The organism is Paenibacillus sp. N22P23 (assembly GCF_059383735.1).
In genome coordinates this window covers 884382-900974 of record NZ_JBXENT010000002.1, presented here as the reverse complement: position 1 = coordinate 900974, position 16593 = coordinate 884382, and the positions used below count along the sequence as shown (strand labels likewise).

At 48.6% G+C, this 16593-nt stretch carries 12 protein-coding genes; 9 read left to right on the top strand and 3 right to left on the bottom strand.

The window, feature by feature from the left end; genetic code table 11:
• Window positions 1–33 precede the first annotated feature (33 nt).
• The 8 genes from AC506A_RS14460 to AC506A_RS14425 all read left to right on the top strand — a co-directional run bounded on the left by AC506A_RS14460 (window position 34) and on the right by AC506A_RS14425 (window position 12046).
• A complete protein-coding gene (locus tag AC506A_RS14460) occupies window positions 34–1281 on the top strand; it encodes an MFS transporter (protein ID WP_495461689.1) in 1248 nt (415 codons plus the stop codon).
• Window positions 1282–1398: 117 nt separating this feature from the next.
• Window positions 1399–3633, top strand: a complete 2235-nt coding sequence (locus tag AC506A_RS14455) for an AraC family transcriptional regulator (RefSeq protein ID WP_495461688.1) — start codon at window positions 1399–1401, stop codon at window positions 3631–3633.
• Window positions 3634–3802: 169 nt separating this feature from the next.
• Complete coding sequence (locus AC506A_RS14450) at window positions 3803–5929, top strand: alpha-galactosidase (protein ID WP_495461687.1); 2127 nt, start codon at window positions 3803–3805, stop codon at window positions 5927–5929.
• A 3-nt stretch (window positions 5930–5932) separates the two neighbouring features.
• Window positions 5933–7066 carry an alpha/beta hydrolase family protein gene (locus tag AC506A_RS14445; protein ID WP_495461686.1) on the top strand — a complete coding sequence of 378 codons (1134 nt, stop codon included), beginning with the start codon at window positions 5933–5935 and terminating at the stop codon, window positions 7064–7066.
• Between the two features lie 201 nt (window positions 7067–7267).
• Window positions 7268–8191: an ABC transporter permease gene (locus tag AC506A_RS14440; RefSeq protein WP_495461685.1), complete on the top strand. Its 924-nt coding sequence runs from the start codon at window positions 7268–7270 to the stop codon at window positions 8189–8191.
• Window positions 8192–8221: 30 nt separating this feature from the next.
• The gene (locus AC506A_RS14435; RefSeq protein WP_495461684.1) at window positions 8222–9103 is read left to right on the top strand and encodes a carbohydrate ABC transporter permease; all 882 of its coding nucleotides are present in this window, start codon (window positions 8222–8224) and stop codon (window positions 9101–9103) included.
• A gap of 78 nt (window positions 9104–9181) precedes the next feature.
• A complete protein-coding gene (locus AC506A_RS14430; protein WP_495461683.1) occupies window positions 9182–10750 on the top strand; it encodes an ABC transporter substrate-binding protein in 1569 nt (522 codons plus the stop codon).
• 492 nt (window positions 10751–11242) lie between these two features.
• The gene (locus AC506A_RS14425; protein ID WP_495461682.1) at window positions 11243–12046 is read left to right on the top strand and encodes a class I SAM-dependent methyltransferase; all 804 of its coding nucleotides are present in this window, start codon (window positions 11243–11245) and stop codon (window positions 12044–12046) included.
• Window positions 12047–12113: 67 nt separating this feature from the next.
• On the opposite strand, the gene AC506A_RS14420 is transcribed toward AC506A_RS14425, so the two are convergent.
• The 3 genes from AC506A_RS14420 to AC506A_RS14410 are packed head-to-tail and all read right to left on the bottom strand — an operon-like array spanning window position 12114 to window position 15840.
• Window positions 12114–13199: a GerAB/ArcD/ProY family transporter gene (locus AC506A_RS14420; RefSeq protein WP_495461909.1), complete on the bottom strand. Its 1086-nt coding sequence runs from the start codon at window positions 13197–13199 to the stop codon at window positions 12114–12116.
• 26 nt (window positions 13200–13225) lie between these two features.
• The gene (locus tag AC506A_RS14415) at window positions 13226–14362 is read right to left on the bottom strand and encodes a Ger(x)C family spore germination protein (protein WP_495461681.1); all 1137 of its coding nucleotides are present in this window, start codon (window positions 14360–14362) and stop codon (window positions 13226–13228) included.
• Window positions 14359–15840, bottom strand: a complete 1482-nt coding sequence (locus AC506A_RS14410) for a spore germination protein (RefSeq protein WP_495461680.1) — start codon at window positions 15838–15840, stop codon at window positions 14359–14361. Before AC506A_RS14410 ends, AC506A_RS14415 begins: the two co-directional genes overlap by 4 nt.
• A 311-nt stretch (window positions 15841–16151) precedes the next feature.
• Here AC506A_RS14410 and AC506A_RS14405 point away from each other — a divergent pair, with 311 nt between their 5' ends.
• A complete protein-coding gene (locus AC506A_RS14405; RefSeq protein ID WP_495461679.1) occupies window positions 16152–16550 on the top strand; it encodes a hypothetical protein in 399 nt (132 codons plus the stop codon).
• Window positions 16551–16593 lie beyond the last annotated feature (43 nt).

Sequence of the window (16593 nt, the reverse complement as noted above, 5' to 3'; positions counted from 1 at the left end):
CAGGGCCGTTCTCCGGGCTGAAAGGGTGATAACATGGGTTCCGACGCAAATGCGAAACAGCTTCTAAGCAATCGGTTCGTACAGGTGATTCTGCTTTCTGGACTGTTCCTGCAAATCGGCATTTGGGTACGGAATTTCTCTATATTGCTTTACGTATACGATCAAACCAAGGATGCTTTCGCGATATCGCTAATTTCGGTGGCTGAATATGTACCGATTATCCTGCTTTCGTATCTAGGCGGCATGTTTGCCGACAGATGGCGCCCAAAGCGTACGATGGTGTGGTGCGATTTTCTAAGCGCGCTTTCGATTTTTGTCGTGTTGCTGACCATTATGTTTGGCAACTGGAAAGGGATCTTCTTCGCCACGCTTGTATCGTCGATTTTCTCCCAGTTTTCACAGCCTTCCGGTATGAAGCTTTTCAAACTGCATGTACCTGAAGCACTGATGCAGACGGGGATGGCGATGTACGAAACGCTGTTCTACACGTTTATGATCCTAGGCCCGATGATCGGTACGTTTGTTTATGTAAGCTTCGGAATCCATGTCTCGCTGGCCGTTACAGGCGCTGTTTTCATTATGTCGGCATTGGTTCTGTTGAATTTGCCACCGGATCAAAGCGTCTTGAAAGAGGCAGAAACCTCCGTAAGGACGGATATCAAACAAGGCTTTACATACTTGCGAGCTAATAAAATCCTGGCTACGCTCGGCGGAACTTATATTGCCGGAGGACTCGCGATCGGGATCATCGAACCGCTTTGGATCTTTCTGATCACGGAACAGCTAGGGCTTAAAGAGACGCACCTGCAATGGTTCTTACTGGTTGAGGGAGCAGCGCTGTTGATTGGCAGTGGCGTTACGATAGGCATCGCGAATAAGGTTTCGCCGCAAATGCTGTTTCTCATAGGCAATGCGGGGGCTGCCGTTACCCTTGTTGTTTTGGGTTTTTCCGAATGGGTTTGGCTTTCGTTTCTTATGAAGTTTTTGCTCGGACTCATTTTGCCTTGCAATCATATTAGTACGAATACCATGATCATGCAAAACACGGAACAAGCATTCGTGGGGAGAGTAACCGGGATTTTGAATTTTATATTTTGCAGCGCTATGGTCGTCATGATGAGCTTGGCGGGACTTATTAAAGAACTGACTTCGCTGTCCGTCGCCTTTTTGATTTCCGGGTGTCTTTTTGTTATTGGCATCATCATTGTTCTTCCGATCTTGCGGTTACCTGCAAAATCGGCGGCGCCGGATCCGATAACAGTAACATCGACAGAGGAATGAAGTCGATAAGTGTTGACAACGCTTTCGAAGAATCGACTGTTTACAATATCACCCATTAACTTCGTAGGAGACCTATGGTATCTTTTGGGGAAGACATATCGCCTGCAGGAGGTCTCCATGATGAATAAACACTTCCAATTTCAGAAGGGCTACGCAAAAGTATACGCCTCAATTGCAGTTTTAATTTTGTCGATCGGCCTCATTCTTTCGATGGCACTCTATTTTAATTTCAACAAAACCAACTCGAACCTCATCCAATCCTATACAAAAGGACAGCTGTCTCTGATTAAATACAGCACGAATTTGATGTTCGACAACGCCAGATTCACCTTGATGCAATACAATACAAATCCGGCGGCACTTAAGCTGTTGAATTACGACAATATGGACCAGATTGAGATCAGCGAACTGCAGCGGCAGCTGCAAGCGGTCAATATCAATGTGCCGTACGAGAACAATATTTACATCTATAACCGCAATGCAAATGCGTTTTATTATAATCGTCTTGTTTACCCCGTAAAGGATTTTCCGGATCAGGATATTGTCAAACTGCTCGACGGCAAGGTAAACAAACTCTCGCCGATTCCCAGGAGCATTCCAAGCTATTATAATTTCAAGAAGGATTCCACTAAGCTTGACGATGTGTATACATTTGTTTTCTATGAAGGCAATCCTGATGTGATCCAGAACGCCATCATTCTCAATTTTTCTAACAAATGGCTGGAGGATACCATTCAATCCATGGATTCCGCAATCAGCGAAGAGATCATCGTCACGGATGCTAAGGGAGAGGTCATTCTCGGCAACGGGGATTACAACTATTTGGATCACATCAATAATATTTCGGCATTCAGCGCTGTTTTCGGGGGCAATGAACCAGCAGATGGATATCGTATCGCTGAGCTGAACGGGAAAAAAGTGTTGATTTCATACGCGACCTCCGACGTACTTGACTGGAAATATATCCGGATTACGCCTTATCAGCACATTACAGATAAAACGAAGAACGTTTTGCTTACGACATCGTTGATTGTCATCGGCGTTATTCTCTTATTCTTATTGATTGCGTACCTCATCGCGAACAACCTGTTCGGCGCTTTCCGGAACTATATCTCCGAGCTGGAGAAGCGATTCGCCTCAGACAAAAACAAACGATACGACGCAAAGCAAGCTTTTTTGCGCAGATTGACGGAGACGGGAGACAATCGTTTGCCGCAGCAAGGTCAATTCGACCAATATGGCATTTCATTCCGAATGGGTGATAGCTTCGAACTCGTGCTTTTCCATATTGACCGCTTCAAGTCGGACGACACGAAGTTCTCTTCAAGGGATAAGGAACTGTTCACTTACGGACTTATTAACGTAATGAATGAATTAGCCACAGTAACGAACTTCAAGGCTGAATCGTTCGCGATCGGCGACCGGTACGTCGCGTTTCTACTGAATGGGGAGTTTAACGACTTCGAATCATCTTCTGCTGCCGTTGCCGATTTGATCAGGAACGTCATCGACCGAGCGGACCAGGTTTTGCAGATGAAACTTTCGGCTGTAGTAGGAGATATCTTGGAGGAATTGTCTGAGGTCTCGTACAGCTATGCTGAGTGCCAGGAAGCCATGAATTATCGGATTTTCAACGGCCCGCAGTCCGTCATTTATATGGCTAGGCTTAGGGAACTAAACAAGCAAACGTTCAAAATTCCGGAGGCCGAGGTCGATCATTTGACCAGCTTGCTATTTTTGGGGAAACGGGAGGAAGCGGAAAGGCGCATTCGGGAATTATTGGCCGGTTCGCGCGTGTTCCCTTTCACCTACCTGCAACTCATGGTTCTGCAGATCGCGATCTCACTAAAGGCTGGTCTCGATCGCAAGAATGGCAACTCGTCTTTCGTCAAACTTGATCATTTCTTCAACATTGCGCAGAATCTCTCCCGTTTCGAGAGTCTGGATCAGCTTGGCGACGAAATGATCCGGCTCGGCGATCAGCTGATAGCAGAAGCTCATCTCATGCAAGAGAAGAAGAGCGACCGGACAAGCCAGCGACTGGCCGAGATTCTGGCTTTCGTGGAGCAGGACTATGCCAATCCGGCGCTCAATCCGGACGAGATCGCGCAGCGCTTTGACATCAGCGCGGAATATCTCCGCAAGCTGTTCAAAGGAGCGACAGGCGAATCGTTGAGCGAGCATATCAATAAATTCCGGCTGAACAAGGCAAAGGAATGGTTGGCGAACACGAACGAGTCCATCCAAGAGATCGCACTCAAGACCGGATTTAGCAATACCAACTATTTCTACAGTTTGTTCAAGAAGAACAGCGGCGTCACGCCGAGTGAGTATCGCAATTTAAACGGATAAGTAGATCGGGATATCGAACGTCGATATCCCGATTTTTGCTTTTAATACGCGGAATTGAAGTCTTATTGCGTAATATTGCAGTATAAATCGAGAGAATGGCTGCGCTACACTGGATAGTGTACGAAGGGAATGGGAGAAATTTTGGAGGCCAGGGAGGAAGACTCAAAATATGATAAACCAAGCTATTTTCGTAAATGAAAAAGTTTCGCTCGCCTTGGAAGGTTGCGCCGGAAGCTTCTGGCGTTATCAAATTCGTTCGACCGGTGAGACGATTACTATGGAGGCACCTGCATTCGAGGTGGACGGCGCATTCATTCCTATGGGGCTAACCATGCTTAGTGAGGCGGAGAAACCACGTACGTTGGAGAACGGCGCAACGGAATACGTTTGGGAAGGGATAAGTGAGCGGAACGGGCAGTTGACGCTTCGCATGTTTATCAGGTTGTCGGCGAGCAGTCCCGTTGTCCGGCTTGCTTACGAGCTGCGCTCGTCGACAGAGGCTTCGCATCGACTGACGAAATCAGGTGGTCGAGATGCCCTCATCTATGCACGAATCGCACTGAACGACGGCGATCCGGTCAAGCAGGTCTCGCTGTCCGATTATAACGAGCTTACCCACGCCTACGCGTTGTCCGAACGCGTCGTTGGAACCGAACTCTTCTCCAATCGCGAACGGGTAATCGGGCCAATGCTCGTCGCAGAGTCCAAGGAGCATACGCTGCTGCTTGCTTATGAGCACGGCTCGATGGCGCCGGACGAATATGTGCATTTCCAGCTGGAACCAGACCGTTCCGTGACGCTGCAGGCAGCCAAAGGCAATTATTGCAGCGGACATGATTTGCGCCAAGGTTATCGTACCTTGTGGTTGCAAATTGCCGCGGTGGACGGGAATGAGAGTAAACTAGCCGAGGTCTACCGAAACTTCGTGCTGAACGATTTCAGCGAGTATAACGAGTCGCGAAAGCCGTATCTCTTCTACAACACCTGGAATTATCAGGAGCGAAACCGTCACTGGAACAAGAACATGTATCTGGATTCCTTGACCCTTCCCCGCATGTTGGAGGAGATTGAGGTCGCCCGTCGAATCGGCATCGAAGTGTTCGTTATCGACGTTGGCTGGTTCGAGAAAACAGGGGATTGGCAAATTAACCTAGAGAAATTCCCGGACGGGTTTCTACAGCTTAAGCAGAAGCTGGATGAATACGGCATGAAGCTTGGGTTATGGTTCGATCCAAAGGCAGTGGCCATGACCAGTCGGATGAAGGGGGAATACGAGACGTGCATCTACTCTTGGAAAGGGAAACGAGCAGGTTCTCACCCTATCTGGGAAACGGAGGACAGCACGTTCATGTGCTTGGTCAGCCCGTACGGGGAGGCCTTCGCGGATGAGATGATTCGCTTGGCCAGAGAACTAGGTGTCCGCTATTTCAAGTGGGACGGCATCGGACAATATGGCTGTGACGATCCGCATCACAATCACGGATCCGTTCAAAACAGTCATGAGGAACGTGCGGAAAATCATGCGTTCCAGATGGGACTAAGGCTGGCGGACATCATTCGGAAAGTGACCGCTGCTGTTCCGGATGCCATTGTCGACTTCGACGTGACCGAAGGGTATCGAAGCGTTGGTCTAAGCTTCCTAGAAGCAGGAAAATACTTCTTCATGAACAACGGACCGTATTATCCCAGCTTTGACGTGCCGAAGGACGAGCGCGATGGTGAACACTATAACGTCAACGTATTTTTTCATCCCGGTACGGCCAGGAGCCGGATATGCAGGACTACGCTCGCGTATGACAAGTGGATTCCGTCCGTGCTGTTCCTAACGCATTATTATCCGGATGATCCTGCGGAATACCAGAACGTCGCGATCGCTTCGCTTATTCTCGGGCATAACGGCATCTGGGGGGATCTGCCCGCCATCTCGGAGGCAGGAGTGGAGCATATGGCTGGTCTGTTGGACCTTTACAAGCAGGTTAGAGACGATATCACCGAGGCTTCGCCGATCGTGGACGGACAAGTTGGATTGACCCGGGAAGTCCATGAGAAAATCAACGGCAAGTCAGGACGCGGAGCCGTGGCGATATTTGCCAATTCATTCGGCAGTCCTTGGGATTCGCCGCGTCCGGTTGTTTACCGATACGTCACCAAGCATCGCGTCGACACCGGTTATTGGTGCCCGCCTAATGTGACGGTTTCCTTCGATGAAGCCGGAAGAGCGATTATCCAGGCAGCTTTTGATAAACCGGATGCAGCAATTATATATTTCGGCGTCACGCCTGAATCCAGGAGGTAGTGTATGTATTACAGCTTGCAAATGCCGGATACCGTCTGGTCATCGCCGCAAACTTCCACGGAACCAGGTATGGATGTAGGGATGATTAAAGCGATTTACTATGAAGGATTGGCATATAAGAACGAACCCACGAAAGTGTTCGCTTATATTGGTTATCCTGAGCAAACGGCAGATTCCGGCAAGGTTCCCGCTGTCGTGTTGCTGCACGGCGGCGGAGGGACAGCATTCTCAGATTGGGTGAAGGTTTGGAATGATCGGGGATATGCGGCTATCGCGATGGATTTGGAAGGCAATCGCCCCAAGCTGCCCGGCTCGCAAGAATTGGAGCGTCATGCTACAGGAGGCACGCCAAGAAAGGGCTTCTTCGACGACATACGGGAGGCGCTGGACGAGCAATGGATTTATCACGCTCTGGCCGATGCCATGCTTGCGCATTCGCTGCTCCGGTCTGATCCACGAGTGGACGAGTCACGCATCGGCTTATCTGGTATTTCGTGGGGAGGCTTCCTGTCGAGTATTCTGATCGGCATCGATCATCGGTTTGCCTTCGCGATTCCTGTCTACGGCAGCGGTTATATGGTGGGCAGAAGAAGTTGCTTGAGCCAGGAATTCAATCGCAATCCGGCTGCAGTGGTTTGGGAGCCGTCTGGTTGGATTCCTCTTGCGAACTTGCCTATCTTGTGGTTGAACGGGGACAGTGATCCGTTCTTCTGCGCAAGCTCAACATCCGATTCCTTCGCTAATAGTCAGAATGCGACACTAGCGCTTATAAACGGATACTTGCATGGGCATGAGGAAGGATGGTCCCGAGAGGAAATTTATGCGTTTGCGGACAGCCAGACGGGCAAAGGCGCACCGTTGATTCGATTCGTCACATTGGAATCGGGTGAAGCGCAATTGCAGGTACCTGAAGGCGTAGCTGTGAAGAAGGCTGAAATCTATCATGCGATCCGCGGCATTCAATATACGGAGGACGGAACTGCGAATATAACGGAATGGGTGTGTACGCCGCTGGACTTGACTGACGGCATCGTGCGATTCGATGTTCCGCTTGTCGCACAAGCCTACTATCTCGCGATTACGGACAACAGAGGGTTGACCGTCAGCTCGTGCATCGAATTAACTGATAATAACTAGAGAATGATGAACTTTGAAATCGGGATATCGTACTTTGATATCCCGATTTTTTCGTTCTATTCGGCGATATTGTAGTGGTTTTGCGGGATATTGAAGTATACGGCCCAGACTCCGGGGGACTATGCTTGCGTTGTGGCTGGTCGACTTCGATAAGTAGACCTGGGTCGCTAACGAACGACTTCAGAAACGAGGGATCTTTCTTTGGCATCGAAGAGTGCAAGACTGAAGCATTTGAAACAGAACGGCGACATGCTATTGATGACGCTGCCGGCGCTGCTCAAAATTTTCATTTTCTCCTATATTCCAATTATAGGCGTCATCATCGCATTCAAGAGATTCGTTCCGGCAAAAGGAATTTGGTACAGCCCTTGGAATGGTCTAGACAACTTTGAGTTCTTCTTCAAATCCCAGACGGCATGGCTTGTCCTGCGAAACACGATGGGGCTGAACATGCTGATCATACTCGCTACCACGTTCGTGAACGTAGCGCTCGCTTTTCTCCTCTACGAGGTCGTCAACCGGACGAGACTGAAGGTGTACCAGACGGTTCTGTTCATTCCTTATTTCTTCTCCTGGGTACTGGTGGGCCTGATGCTGACATCGCTTTTCAGTCCTACGTCAGGCTTGCTCACGGAATTGATTCAACGAATAACTGGCGTGGAAATGAATTTCTATGCGAGTCCCGGCTCCTGGATTTGGATATTAACCATTGTCTCCGTCTGGAAAGGAGCCGGCTTCGGCAGTCTGATCTATTACTCGGTGCTCCTGAACATCGATAAAGAATTGTTTGAAGCCGCCGAGATTGACGGGGCAAGTCGGATACAGACGATTCGTCGAATCATGCTGCCGTTCCTCATCCCGATGATTTCCGTGCTTACCATACTGGCGCTCGGTAACATCATTCGCGCGGACTTTGGTCTCTTCTACTTCGTTCCGCAAAATCAAAGCCAGCTCTACCCAGTCACGGATGTCATCGATACATACGTTTACAGGGCGTTGGCGAAAAACGGTGATTTCTCAATGAGCGCAGCTATTGGGCTTTTCCAATCCGTTGTTGGCCTTCTCTTAATCCTGGTCACGAATAGAGTCGCCAAGAGCGTCAACAAAGATTACAGCTTGTTCTAAGAGGAAGTCACATGTGAGAGGAGCTCTGGCATGATCCCTAATAAATGGTATGCCCTTATCGTTAATGTCATCTTGATTGTTATTTGCTTCTTCTCGCTGTTTCCGCTCGTGATGACGATCATGATCTCCATTACGGACAGCAAGGTTCTGTCGACCTTCGGGTATCAATTGTTTCCCAAGGGGATTTCCATGGATGCCTATGTCTACCTGTTCAAAGTTCCCAAAGATATCATCAACGGCTACCGCAATTCCTTCCTTATTACGTTCATCGGGACGGCGGCCAACTTGTTCATCACGGCGCTCGTCGCCTACCCGCTGTCTCGTAGAGACTTTCGTTATAAAGGTGTCGTATCTGGATTTATCTTCCTCACGATGATCTTCAATGGCGGGTTGGTTCCTCTCTACATCTTGATTGTGAAGTATTTGGACTGGAAAAACACGCTGACCGCGATTATCGTGCCCGGGCTTGCGCTGCCATTCAATATCTTCCTCATGCGAGTGCTGTTCCAGGACATTCCGCCGGCGCTGACCGAAGCGGCAAAAATCGATGGCTCGTCGGATTGGAGGACATTCTTCCGAATCATCCTCCCACTGTCCAAACCTGCGATGGCGACGCTGGCGCTCATCTCGGCGCTCGGCTATTGGAATGAAGCGTTCAGTCCTATTCTCTATATCGACGATACGAGCAAGTATCCCATTCAATTGATTCTGAACAATATCGTATCGGCGGTTAACTTTATCAAGAGCGGAAATACAATGCCTGGCAGCACCTTGACGATCGATCCTGCCTCAGTGCCGTCCGATTCTATCATGTTTGCTATGATGGTCGTCGCCACGTTGCCGATGGTATTCCTGTTCACGTACCTGCAGAAGTATTTCATCAAAGGGCTGACTGCCGGAGCCGTGAAATGATATAATGGAGCCATTTATCCTGAAGCTCCTTATATATATATAGCCTGTACACTTACTAGAAAAGGGAGAGTTCAAGTAATGAAAAACACACGAAAATGGTTGGTGCTTCCAGTTCTGCTGGTAGCGATGTCTTCGATGCTTCTCAGTGCATGTGGCAAGAACGGCAACTCCGATTCGGCAGCCTCTGGCACGAATGGTAATGGAAACGCACCGGCAGCATCCGGAAATACGAGCGAAACCGGGAACGAGGCAGCTGAACCGACGGCGAATTTGGAGCCGGTCACGTTGAAATACTATTATCCCGGCGCGCCTCAACCTGATCTTCAAGTTGTGCAGGACGCGATGAACAAGATTCTAAAGGACAAGATCAACACGGAAATCCAGCTCTATCCGATCTCCTTCGATAACTACGAGCAGAAGCTGAAAGTCATGATCAACACGCAAGAGAATTTCGATCTCGCCTTCACGGCGCCTTGGGTACTGAATTATGTCGCCAACGCAACGAATGGTGCATATGCCGATTTGACTGACCTACTTCCTAAATACGCGCCGAGCCTTCACGCATCGCTCAAGCCCGAACTATGGAACGCCGCTAAAATCGACGGTAAGATTTACGCATCGATTAACCAGCAAATTTTCGCGAGACAATCCGGCTTCTGGTACAACAAGGAGTTCACGGATAAGTATAATGTTGATATCACGAAGATTGATACGTTGAAGGATTTCTCCGCCTATTTAGAGCAGGTAAAAGCAGGCGAGTCGAAGAATCGGACGGAGCGTATGACCTGGAGAGCGGACTGGCTCGGATCATTGAAAGAAATGAAGGGTTGGGAAAGCGTAGGCGGCTCCGACACGCCGGGAACAATCGTGTCCACGGACTCAAACCCGAAAGTGTTCAATGAATACGAGACACCGGAGTATAAGGAGATCGTAGATCTGGCGAAACAACTGCAGGCATCCGGCGTTATTCCGAAGGATGTCCTGACGGCGGCAAACTGGGACCGTGCACAGATGTTTGGCGGAGTCACCAGCATTGCGCCAGGCGGTGAGCAAGCGGAAGAGCAAGCTGACAACATCAAAGAAATAGTCATGCACGGCGTGGGCAGCCCGCTGCTCACAACGAATAACGTTACGGCGACGTTGACAGCCGTGTCCGCAACGTCAAAGAATCCGGAGCGCGCAGTCATGTTTCTCGACCTTATCAATACAGATAAAGAATTGTATAACTTGCTTGCTCATGGCATTGAAGGCACCCACTACAAGAAGGTCGGCGACAACAAATATGAGCCGATCACGGATTCCAAATATGCGCCGAATGCGGATTGGATGTTCGGCAACCAGTTTAACGGCCTCATTCCGGCGAGCAGCGCCGACGACGTATGGGAACAAACGAAGGCGCTGAATGACAACGCGACGACTTCAGTCCTTATGGGCTTCGTCTATGACGACTCAAAGATCAAAACCGAGGCAGCGAACTGTGCTGCTGTCATTGCCCAATATAAAGACGTCCTTTCCGCTGGGCTGTATGGCGCTGATACGGATAAGAATTATACCCAATTTCTTGCCGACCTGAAGAAAGCAGGCCTCGAGAAAATTATCGCAGACAAGCAAGCGCAAGTAGATGCTTTCATTGCGAGCAAAGCTTAACGCGTTGCGTTAATAACTAGATAAACTCAACCAAAAGGATCCGCCCACGGCGGATCCTCAGGCTGTCGAGAAAGTCTCGACGGCCATTTTTTTTATCTATTAAATTAACATATCACTGCGTTAACATTAACATGGTGCAAATTTCATCTCGCACGCCTCAGCTTACATTCCGCGAAAATCTAACGAACCGTAGGGGTCTTATTGGCCGAATTTCGGGGCTTCGAGATTCTAACGAACCGTAGAGGCGTTATTCTGGGATAATCGGCTCCCAACTACTCAAAAATCGTCAAATAGAGCCCCTACGGTTCGTTAGAATGATTTCGGTACCAATAATGGGCAAATAAGCGCCGTACGGTTCGTTAGAGCATTCCGCACATCCAAGAAGTAGCTATCAAACCACAAAACTTTATCTTTCATTTAATTGGGTATAATTGCATAATTAAATAGAATATTGCAGAATTGAATGCCTGGTTTATAGAGGGGGGAGCTTATTTGAATAACAGTGGTAATGTGATTAAGGAGACTTGGAACCAATGGTCCGAGACTTGGTATACGAAGTACAGAACCGAAGAAGCCATCAAGAAGATTGTTACTACGCCTGAATCAGCATTCCACCGCATGACTTACTCGATGATTCTAGACGCTATGCCGGATATGAAGGGGAAACGGATTTTGGTTCCTTCCAGTGGTGACAACCATGCTGTCTTTGCGTTTCATTTAATGGGGGCACAAGTGACTTCCTGCGATATTTCGGAGAAACAGATAGAGAGTGGATACGATATAGCTAAAAATCGTGGCTGGGATATTGAATTCATTTGTGAGGATACGATGCAATTGTCTAAAATCAACAGTAATGAATACGACTTTGTTTACACCTCAAATGGCGTTCATGTTTGGATTAACGATTTGAACGCCATGTACACCAATATCCAGAGGGTACTTAAGCCACATGGCGCCTATATCATGTTCGATATCCATCCGTTCATGCGTCCTTTTGGAACAACAACGAAAGAAACCCTAACAGTAGAAAAACCATACGATCTAACAGGTCCCTTTGGCGAAGTACCTACATATAAGTGGCGAATGCAAGATATACTGAACGCAATGATTTCCTCCAAGCTCTCCGTTAAGCAAATCGAGGAAATGTATGCGGAGGATGGCTCATTTTGGATAGACGATTCAACCGATGAGGGTGAACACTTGTCTGAAGAAGTCCTTAAGGGCTATTGCGATTGGCATCTCAATCCACTAGCGGCTATCCCTCAATGGCTGTCCGTTAAAGCGATCAATAACTAGTTGAAATTTAAGTCTGCCGACGATACGGCGGACTTTTTTGTTAATGGGCCAGCTCATGTATCGCGCTTCAGTTCTGCACCGTTTTCTTACGGAACGCCGAAACGAGCAGGAGCAGAAGAGGGATCCCGATCGAACAGATAGGGAATGCGATCATTTGCCAATACTGCTGCACGGAATTCATAGTCGCCTCGTTCGGAATGAGCAGCGCCATAACAAACATCGCCGGCGCGCCGAACCAAATGAATTTCCGCCAATCTTTCACACGGAACCAGCGTGCCGCCTCATAGCTCGTGATGAACAAATATAACGATAACCGGGCGAACAAGCCGAAGATCCAGATAAAGATGACGAAGATATCCATGTTTTGTATGAAATCGAGGAGATTGATGGAGCGTACGAGCAGAAAGTACGGAAACCGCATCCTAGCCGCCACATCCGGCCCGAAGACGAGTAGGACCAAGGTCGTCGCAAGGCAAGCCAGCATAGCAGTCATGCCAACGGCAATCAGAGATTTCGAATATGCTTGACGCGGGTGATCGAGAAAAGGAAGGATGCTGAAGAAGATCAAGGATTCGCCCAGGAAAGAAGCGGGTTGGATCGAATTCTTCATAATGGCAATCCAACCGAAATCATTGACGATCGGCAGAATATAATGCCACTTAATATCGACGATATTCAGACTAAAGCCTACAATCAGCGTGAGCACAGTAATAGGACCGGCAATTTCGCAAAATCTTCCGATGCCCATAATGCCAACGGAGTACGTTAAATAGGTCATTAATACGGTCATGAGCAGCATGATCAGCCAAACAGGCGTTTTGTCGAGCATGATCAGATGGATAAAGTCGCCAAACAAGCGAAGCGCGGCTGCATTCAGGCCAAACCACACCGCGAAATAAGGAAGGACGATCGCCCTTCCCAGCCACTTTCCAAGTATAGCCTGACTAAACTCGACCAGTGTTTGCCGGGGATGCAGCATGCATAAACGGACAATGAGCGCAGTTAAAGCCATCGCCACTATGCCGCCGGTTAACATGGTAATCCATGCGTCCTGTCTGCTTAGATGAATCGACGGCGTAATCATTCCCCAGATGAACAGTACAACTTCAACCGTCGCGAATATCCACATGATTTGCGTACCTGACAATTTCATCTCTTTCAAGTGCATCCCTCCTAACATTAGCGGTATATGGAAGCATTGGTTTCACCCAGATCCTTGCATTTGAGATTAACGCGCACGGACACCTCGACTTGCGGAAATATCACGTTCCATTTCGGTCGCAGCGATTTCCATTGTGCGGGATGCTGATGATGAACAAGTTCACCAAACCCGAAGATGTCGAGTTTAATTTGCTTTTGCGCTTTGTCGACGATCTGCTCAACTTTCTTCTGGGTTTGTGCATTCATGGACTTCTGTATCAGCATGAGATGGCTTTCCATGGACGGATCCAGGTTCGTATTATTTTCAACAATTACGCCTGCTCCAGACAGCAGGATATCGACTTTTACGCGATTACCTTGCACGCTCGTGTGAATCCGCCGGTTCAGGGATCTCAGCTTTAAACTGAAGGTTCCTTCGTATCCGGACACCGTGAAGGTCATGAAGTAATTGTTGATTCTCCTTCTGACCCAATTCGTATAGAAGGATTCCTCTGGATTTAAATATCCCGCCAGTTTGAGATCGTTGTCCTTGTCCATAATCGCGAATCCGGAATAGACATAGTGCTTCCTCCGATTCATAGTGAGCGCAGGCAGCAGGGGCACTGTGCCTTGACCCAAGGCATCGTACATAAAGGCAGCGAAATAAAAATTTCTTAAACCAAGCGTGGCTTGCTCATCATAGAGCGTTGTCGTGATATAGGGATCGAACATGGAGTTGATTTCGAAGACGTTCTTGGCCTGCGTGCCTTTCACGACAAATATTCTAGATCTGGCTTCCGACTGGGGGTTTCGGAAAAATTCGTCGACCAAATCAGCAATCCCATGCTCAGCCATCTTCTCTCCGATAAGAACGATTTCACGATGGCCAATAAACAAGCTGCGCGATAATTGTGCTTGCATCTTCTGCGCCGCATCCGTGTTGTTTTTGCCTGTAGAGGTCAATACCCGGAAGCTTTTCTGTTCGTTTGCTTCTTGTACGCCGATACCCGCTGGTATCGCGATTAGCGTGCTGAGCAAGTATTTACCATCCTTGTTGATATCCATGCCCGTGCCCATGACGAAGGCTCGTTGATCCGGCTCTTCGAGGTTCCAACAACCGGTCGTGATTAGCGCTGTAATAAGCAAAACGAAACCGATCTTAGCCACATTGATCATGTTTGGTCCGCCTCCGGAACGGGTTCGGCTTTTCGGGTCAGCTTTTGCGGCCAACGGAGCAACACATCCTTTAGCCTTCCCTTGTTGAGCGGAGCAACAGGGGACAGATATGGCGTTCCGAACGGCTGTAGGTGAATCAAATGGATGAGAACGGCGATGATCCCAATCGCGATCCCGAACAGTCCGAACAAGCCGGCGAGTATCAGCATCGGGAAGCGGAGGAGCCGCATGGGGAAGCTGAAGCTGTACCTTGGAATGACGAATGACGAGATACCGGCTGCAGGTACGATAATGACGATCGGCGCAGATATAATGCCTGCCCGGACGGCTGCTTCACCAATAACCAAGGCGCCCACGATGCTGACAAGAGGACCGATCTGCCGGGGGAGACGGATACCAGCCTCCCGCAGCGCTTCGAATACGAATTCCATCATGAACACCTCAATCACCGTCGGAAAAGGCGCTTTCTCCCGTAGTGCCGCAATGCTCAGCATGAGCTTGGCAGGAACCATCTCCGGATTGAAGTTGGTCAGCGCGATATAGATGGATGGCAGGAAGACCGAGACAAGGACAAACATGTAGCGAATCCAACGGTTTAGCGTCACGAACAGGAAACGCTCGAAATAATCGTCCGGTGCCTGTAAACCGGCCCAGAATGTCATGGGCACGACTAGCGCGATTGGCGTTCCGTTCGTCAAGATGGCCACTTTACCTTCCAGAAGTCCGGCGGCAACGACATCGGGACGTTCGCTGCTCAAAATTTGCGGGAATGGCGAGAAGTGCGTATCCTCAATGGATTCTTCGATATAACCTGATTCCAGAATGCCGTCTATGCGGATGCATTTGACCCTTTTGCGGACTTCATTCAGAACGGATGTATCAACGACGCCTTCGATATAGGTAATGACGACTTCGGTTTTCGTATACTTTCCGAGCGTCAGCTGCTCCATTTTCAAGTCCGGCGTGGCGAAAATACGGCGCATCATCGTTGTATTGGTAGTCAATAGCTCGGTGAAGCTTTCTCTGGAGCCGCGAAGAGTCGCCTCTTCGGAGGGTTCGCCGATTGCACGGGATTCGATGTTAGAAACGTCTGCCACGATAGCCGACGCTTCACCGTCAACCAGAATCGCCACGTTTCCCCGCAAGACGTATTCCGCGATCTCGCTGACATTCGAAGCAGTCATGACTCGCGATACGGAAAACCGCGATTGTTCGAGCATTTGGGAGATGCTGTTGACGGATTCCAAACCTTGCGGCAGCCCTTCGTAGAAGAGAGGCTTTAAGATATTCGTGTTGAGTTCTTCCGTATTGACCAATTCAGCCACAAAAATTAAGAGCAGTCGTAACTTGCCGTCCGCTTTGATTTCCCGAAACGAGACGTCCGAGCAATTCAGAAAGATGCGTTTGAAAAGCTGTTCGTTTTCCTGAATATCGCTATACAAGTCTGCATGCGCATTTCCTGTGGGTGATAGTTTCATGGTCGAATTCCCCCTCTATTACTGAACGATGCAGATCGGCTTAGTTTCTTGATGTGCATATTTTATCCAAATGAAGGAAATCCATACGAATATTACATTCCATTCATGATTAGGATGGTTAAACCTCCGAGAAGCATATTCGAAGCCAAACTAAACTGTTATAATATGGAAAAGACGCATGGCGGCTGGGATTTCCGAAACGCACACCTCGCCGATCCGGATGGCTATAACATCGTTTTACGGACGTAATGGAACCAAGCGTTAAGGAGAGAGTCAAGGTAACACTAGATCTTATTCTGAAGTTTGGATTAGTGGATGCGCATGATTTCTGGGAATTCTCTGCTGGACTACCTGCCTATGATTCATGGATAGAGGTATTTCAGAAGAAGAAAGTCGATTGTTACGGAAATTCGTTTACTATCAAAGTGTTACATAACGCACGGCATTCTGCAGTCCGGTTTCTCCATGCATGGAAGAATGATTTCTCAGAAGCTCATCATATCCTGCTGCTTGAGAGAGCCATACAAGCATTCCAAATCGTAGCCGATCGATATGGAAAACTGGAAGTGCTTTTCCCGTATCCGGAGGGCGGTAAGCCAAATGATACTGAAACTGGTAAACAAGCGATTGAACTGTTACATGAAATCAAAGATGCGGAGAGTAATGCGTTGCTGATTCTCCAACAACTACGAGAACTTCAACACGGGTAGTTACATAAAGGGAAGTAGGTGAAAATAATGTACGTACTTCCTA

Excerpts from the sequence above, each read along its gene's own strand:
- AC506A_RS14415 (WP_495461681.1), bottom strand. The coding sequence starts at position 14,362 with ATGATCAATGTGGCTAAGATCGGTTTCGTTTTGCTTATTACAGCGCTA.
- AC506A_RS14430 (WP_495461683.1), top strand. The coding sequence starts at position 9,182 with ATGAAAAACACACGAAAATGGTTGGTGCTTCCAGTTCTGCTGGTAGCG.
- AC506A_RS14460 (WP_495461689.1), top strand. The coding sequence starts at position 34 with ATGGGTTCCGACGCAAATGCGAAACAGCTTCTAAGCAATCGGTTCGTA.
- AC506A_RS14420 (WP_495461909.1), bottom strand. The coding sequence starts at position 13,199 with ATGAAATTGTCAGGTACGCAAATCATGTGGATATTCGCGACGGTTGAA.
- AC506A_RS14455 (WP_495461688.1), top strand. The coding sequence starts at position 1,399 with ATGATGAATAAACACTTCCAATTTCAGAAGGGCTACGCAAAAGTATAC.
- AC506A_RS14450 (WP_495461687.1), top strand. The coding sequence starts at position 3,803 with ATGATAAACCAAGCTATTTTCGTAAATGAAAAAGTTTCGCTCGCCTTG.
- AC506A_RS14410 (WP_495461680.1), bottom strand. The coding sequence starts at position 15,840 with ATGAAACTATCACCCACAGGAAATGCGCATGCAGACTTGTATAGCGAT.
- AC506A_RS14445 (WP_495461686.1), top strand. The coding sequence starts at position 5,933 with ATGTATTACAGCTTGCAAATGCCGGATACCGTCTGGTCATCGCCGCAA.
- AC506A_RS14435 (WP_495461684.1), top strand. The coding sequence starts at position 8,222 with ATGATCCCTAATAAATGGTATGCCCTTATCGTTAATGTCATCTTGATT.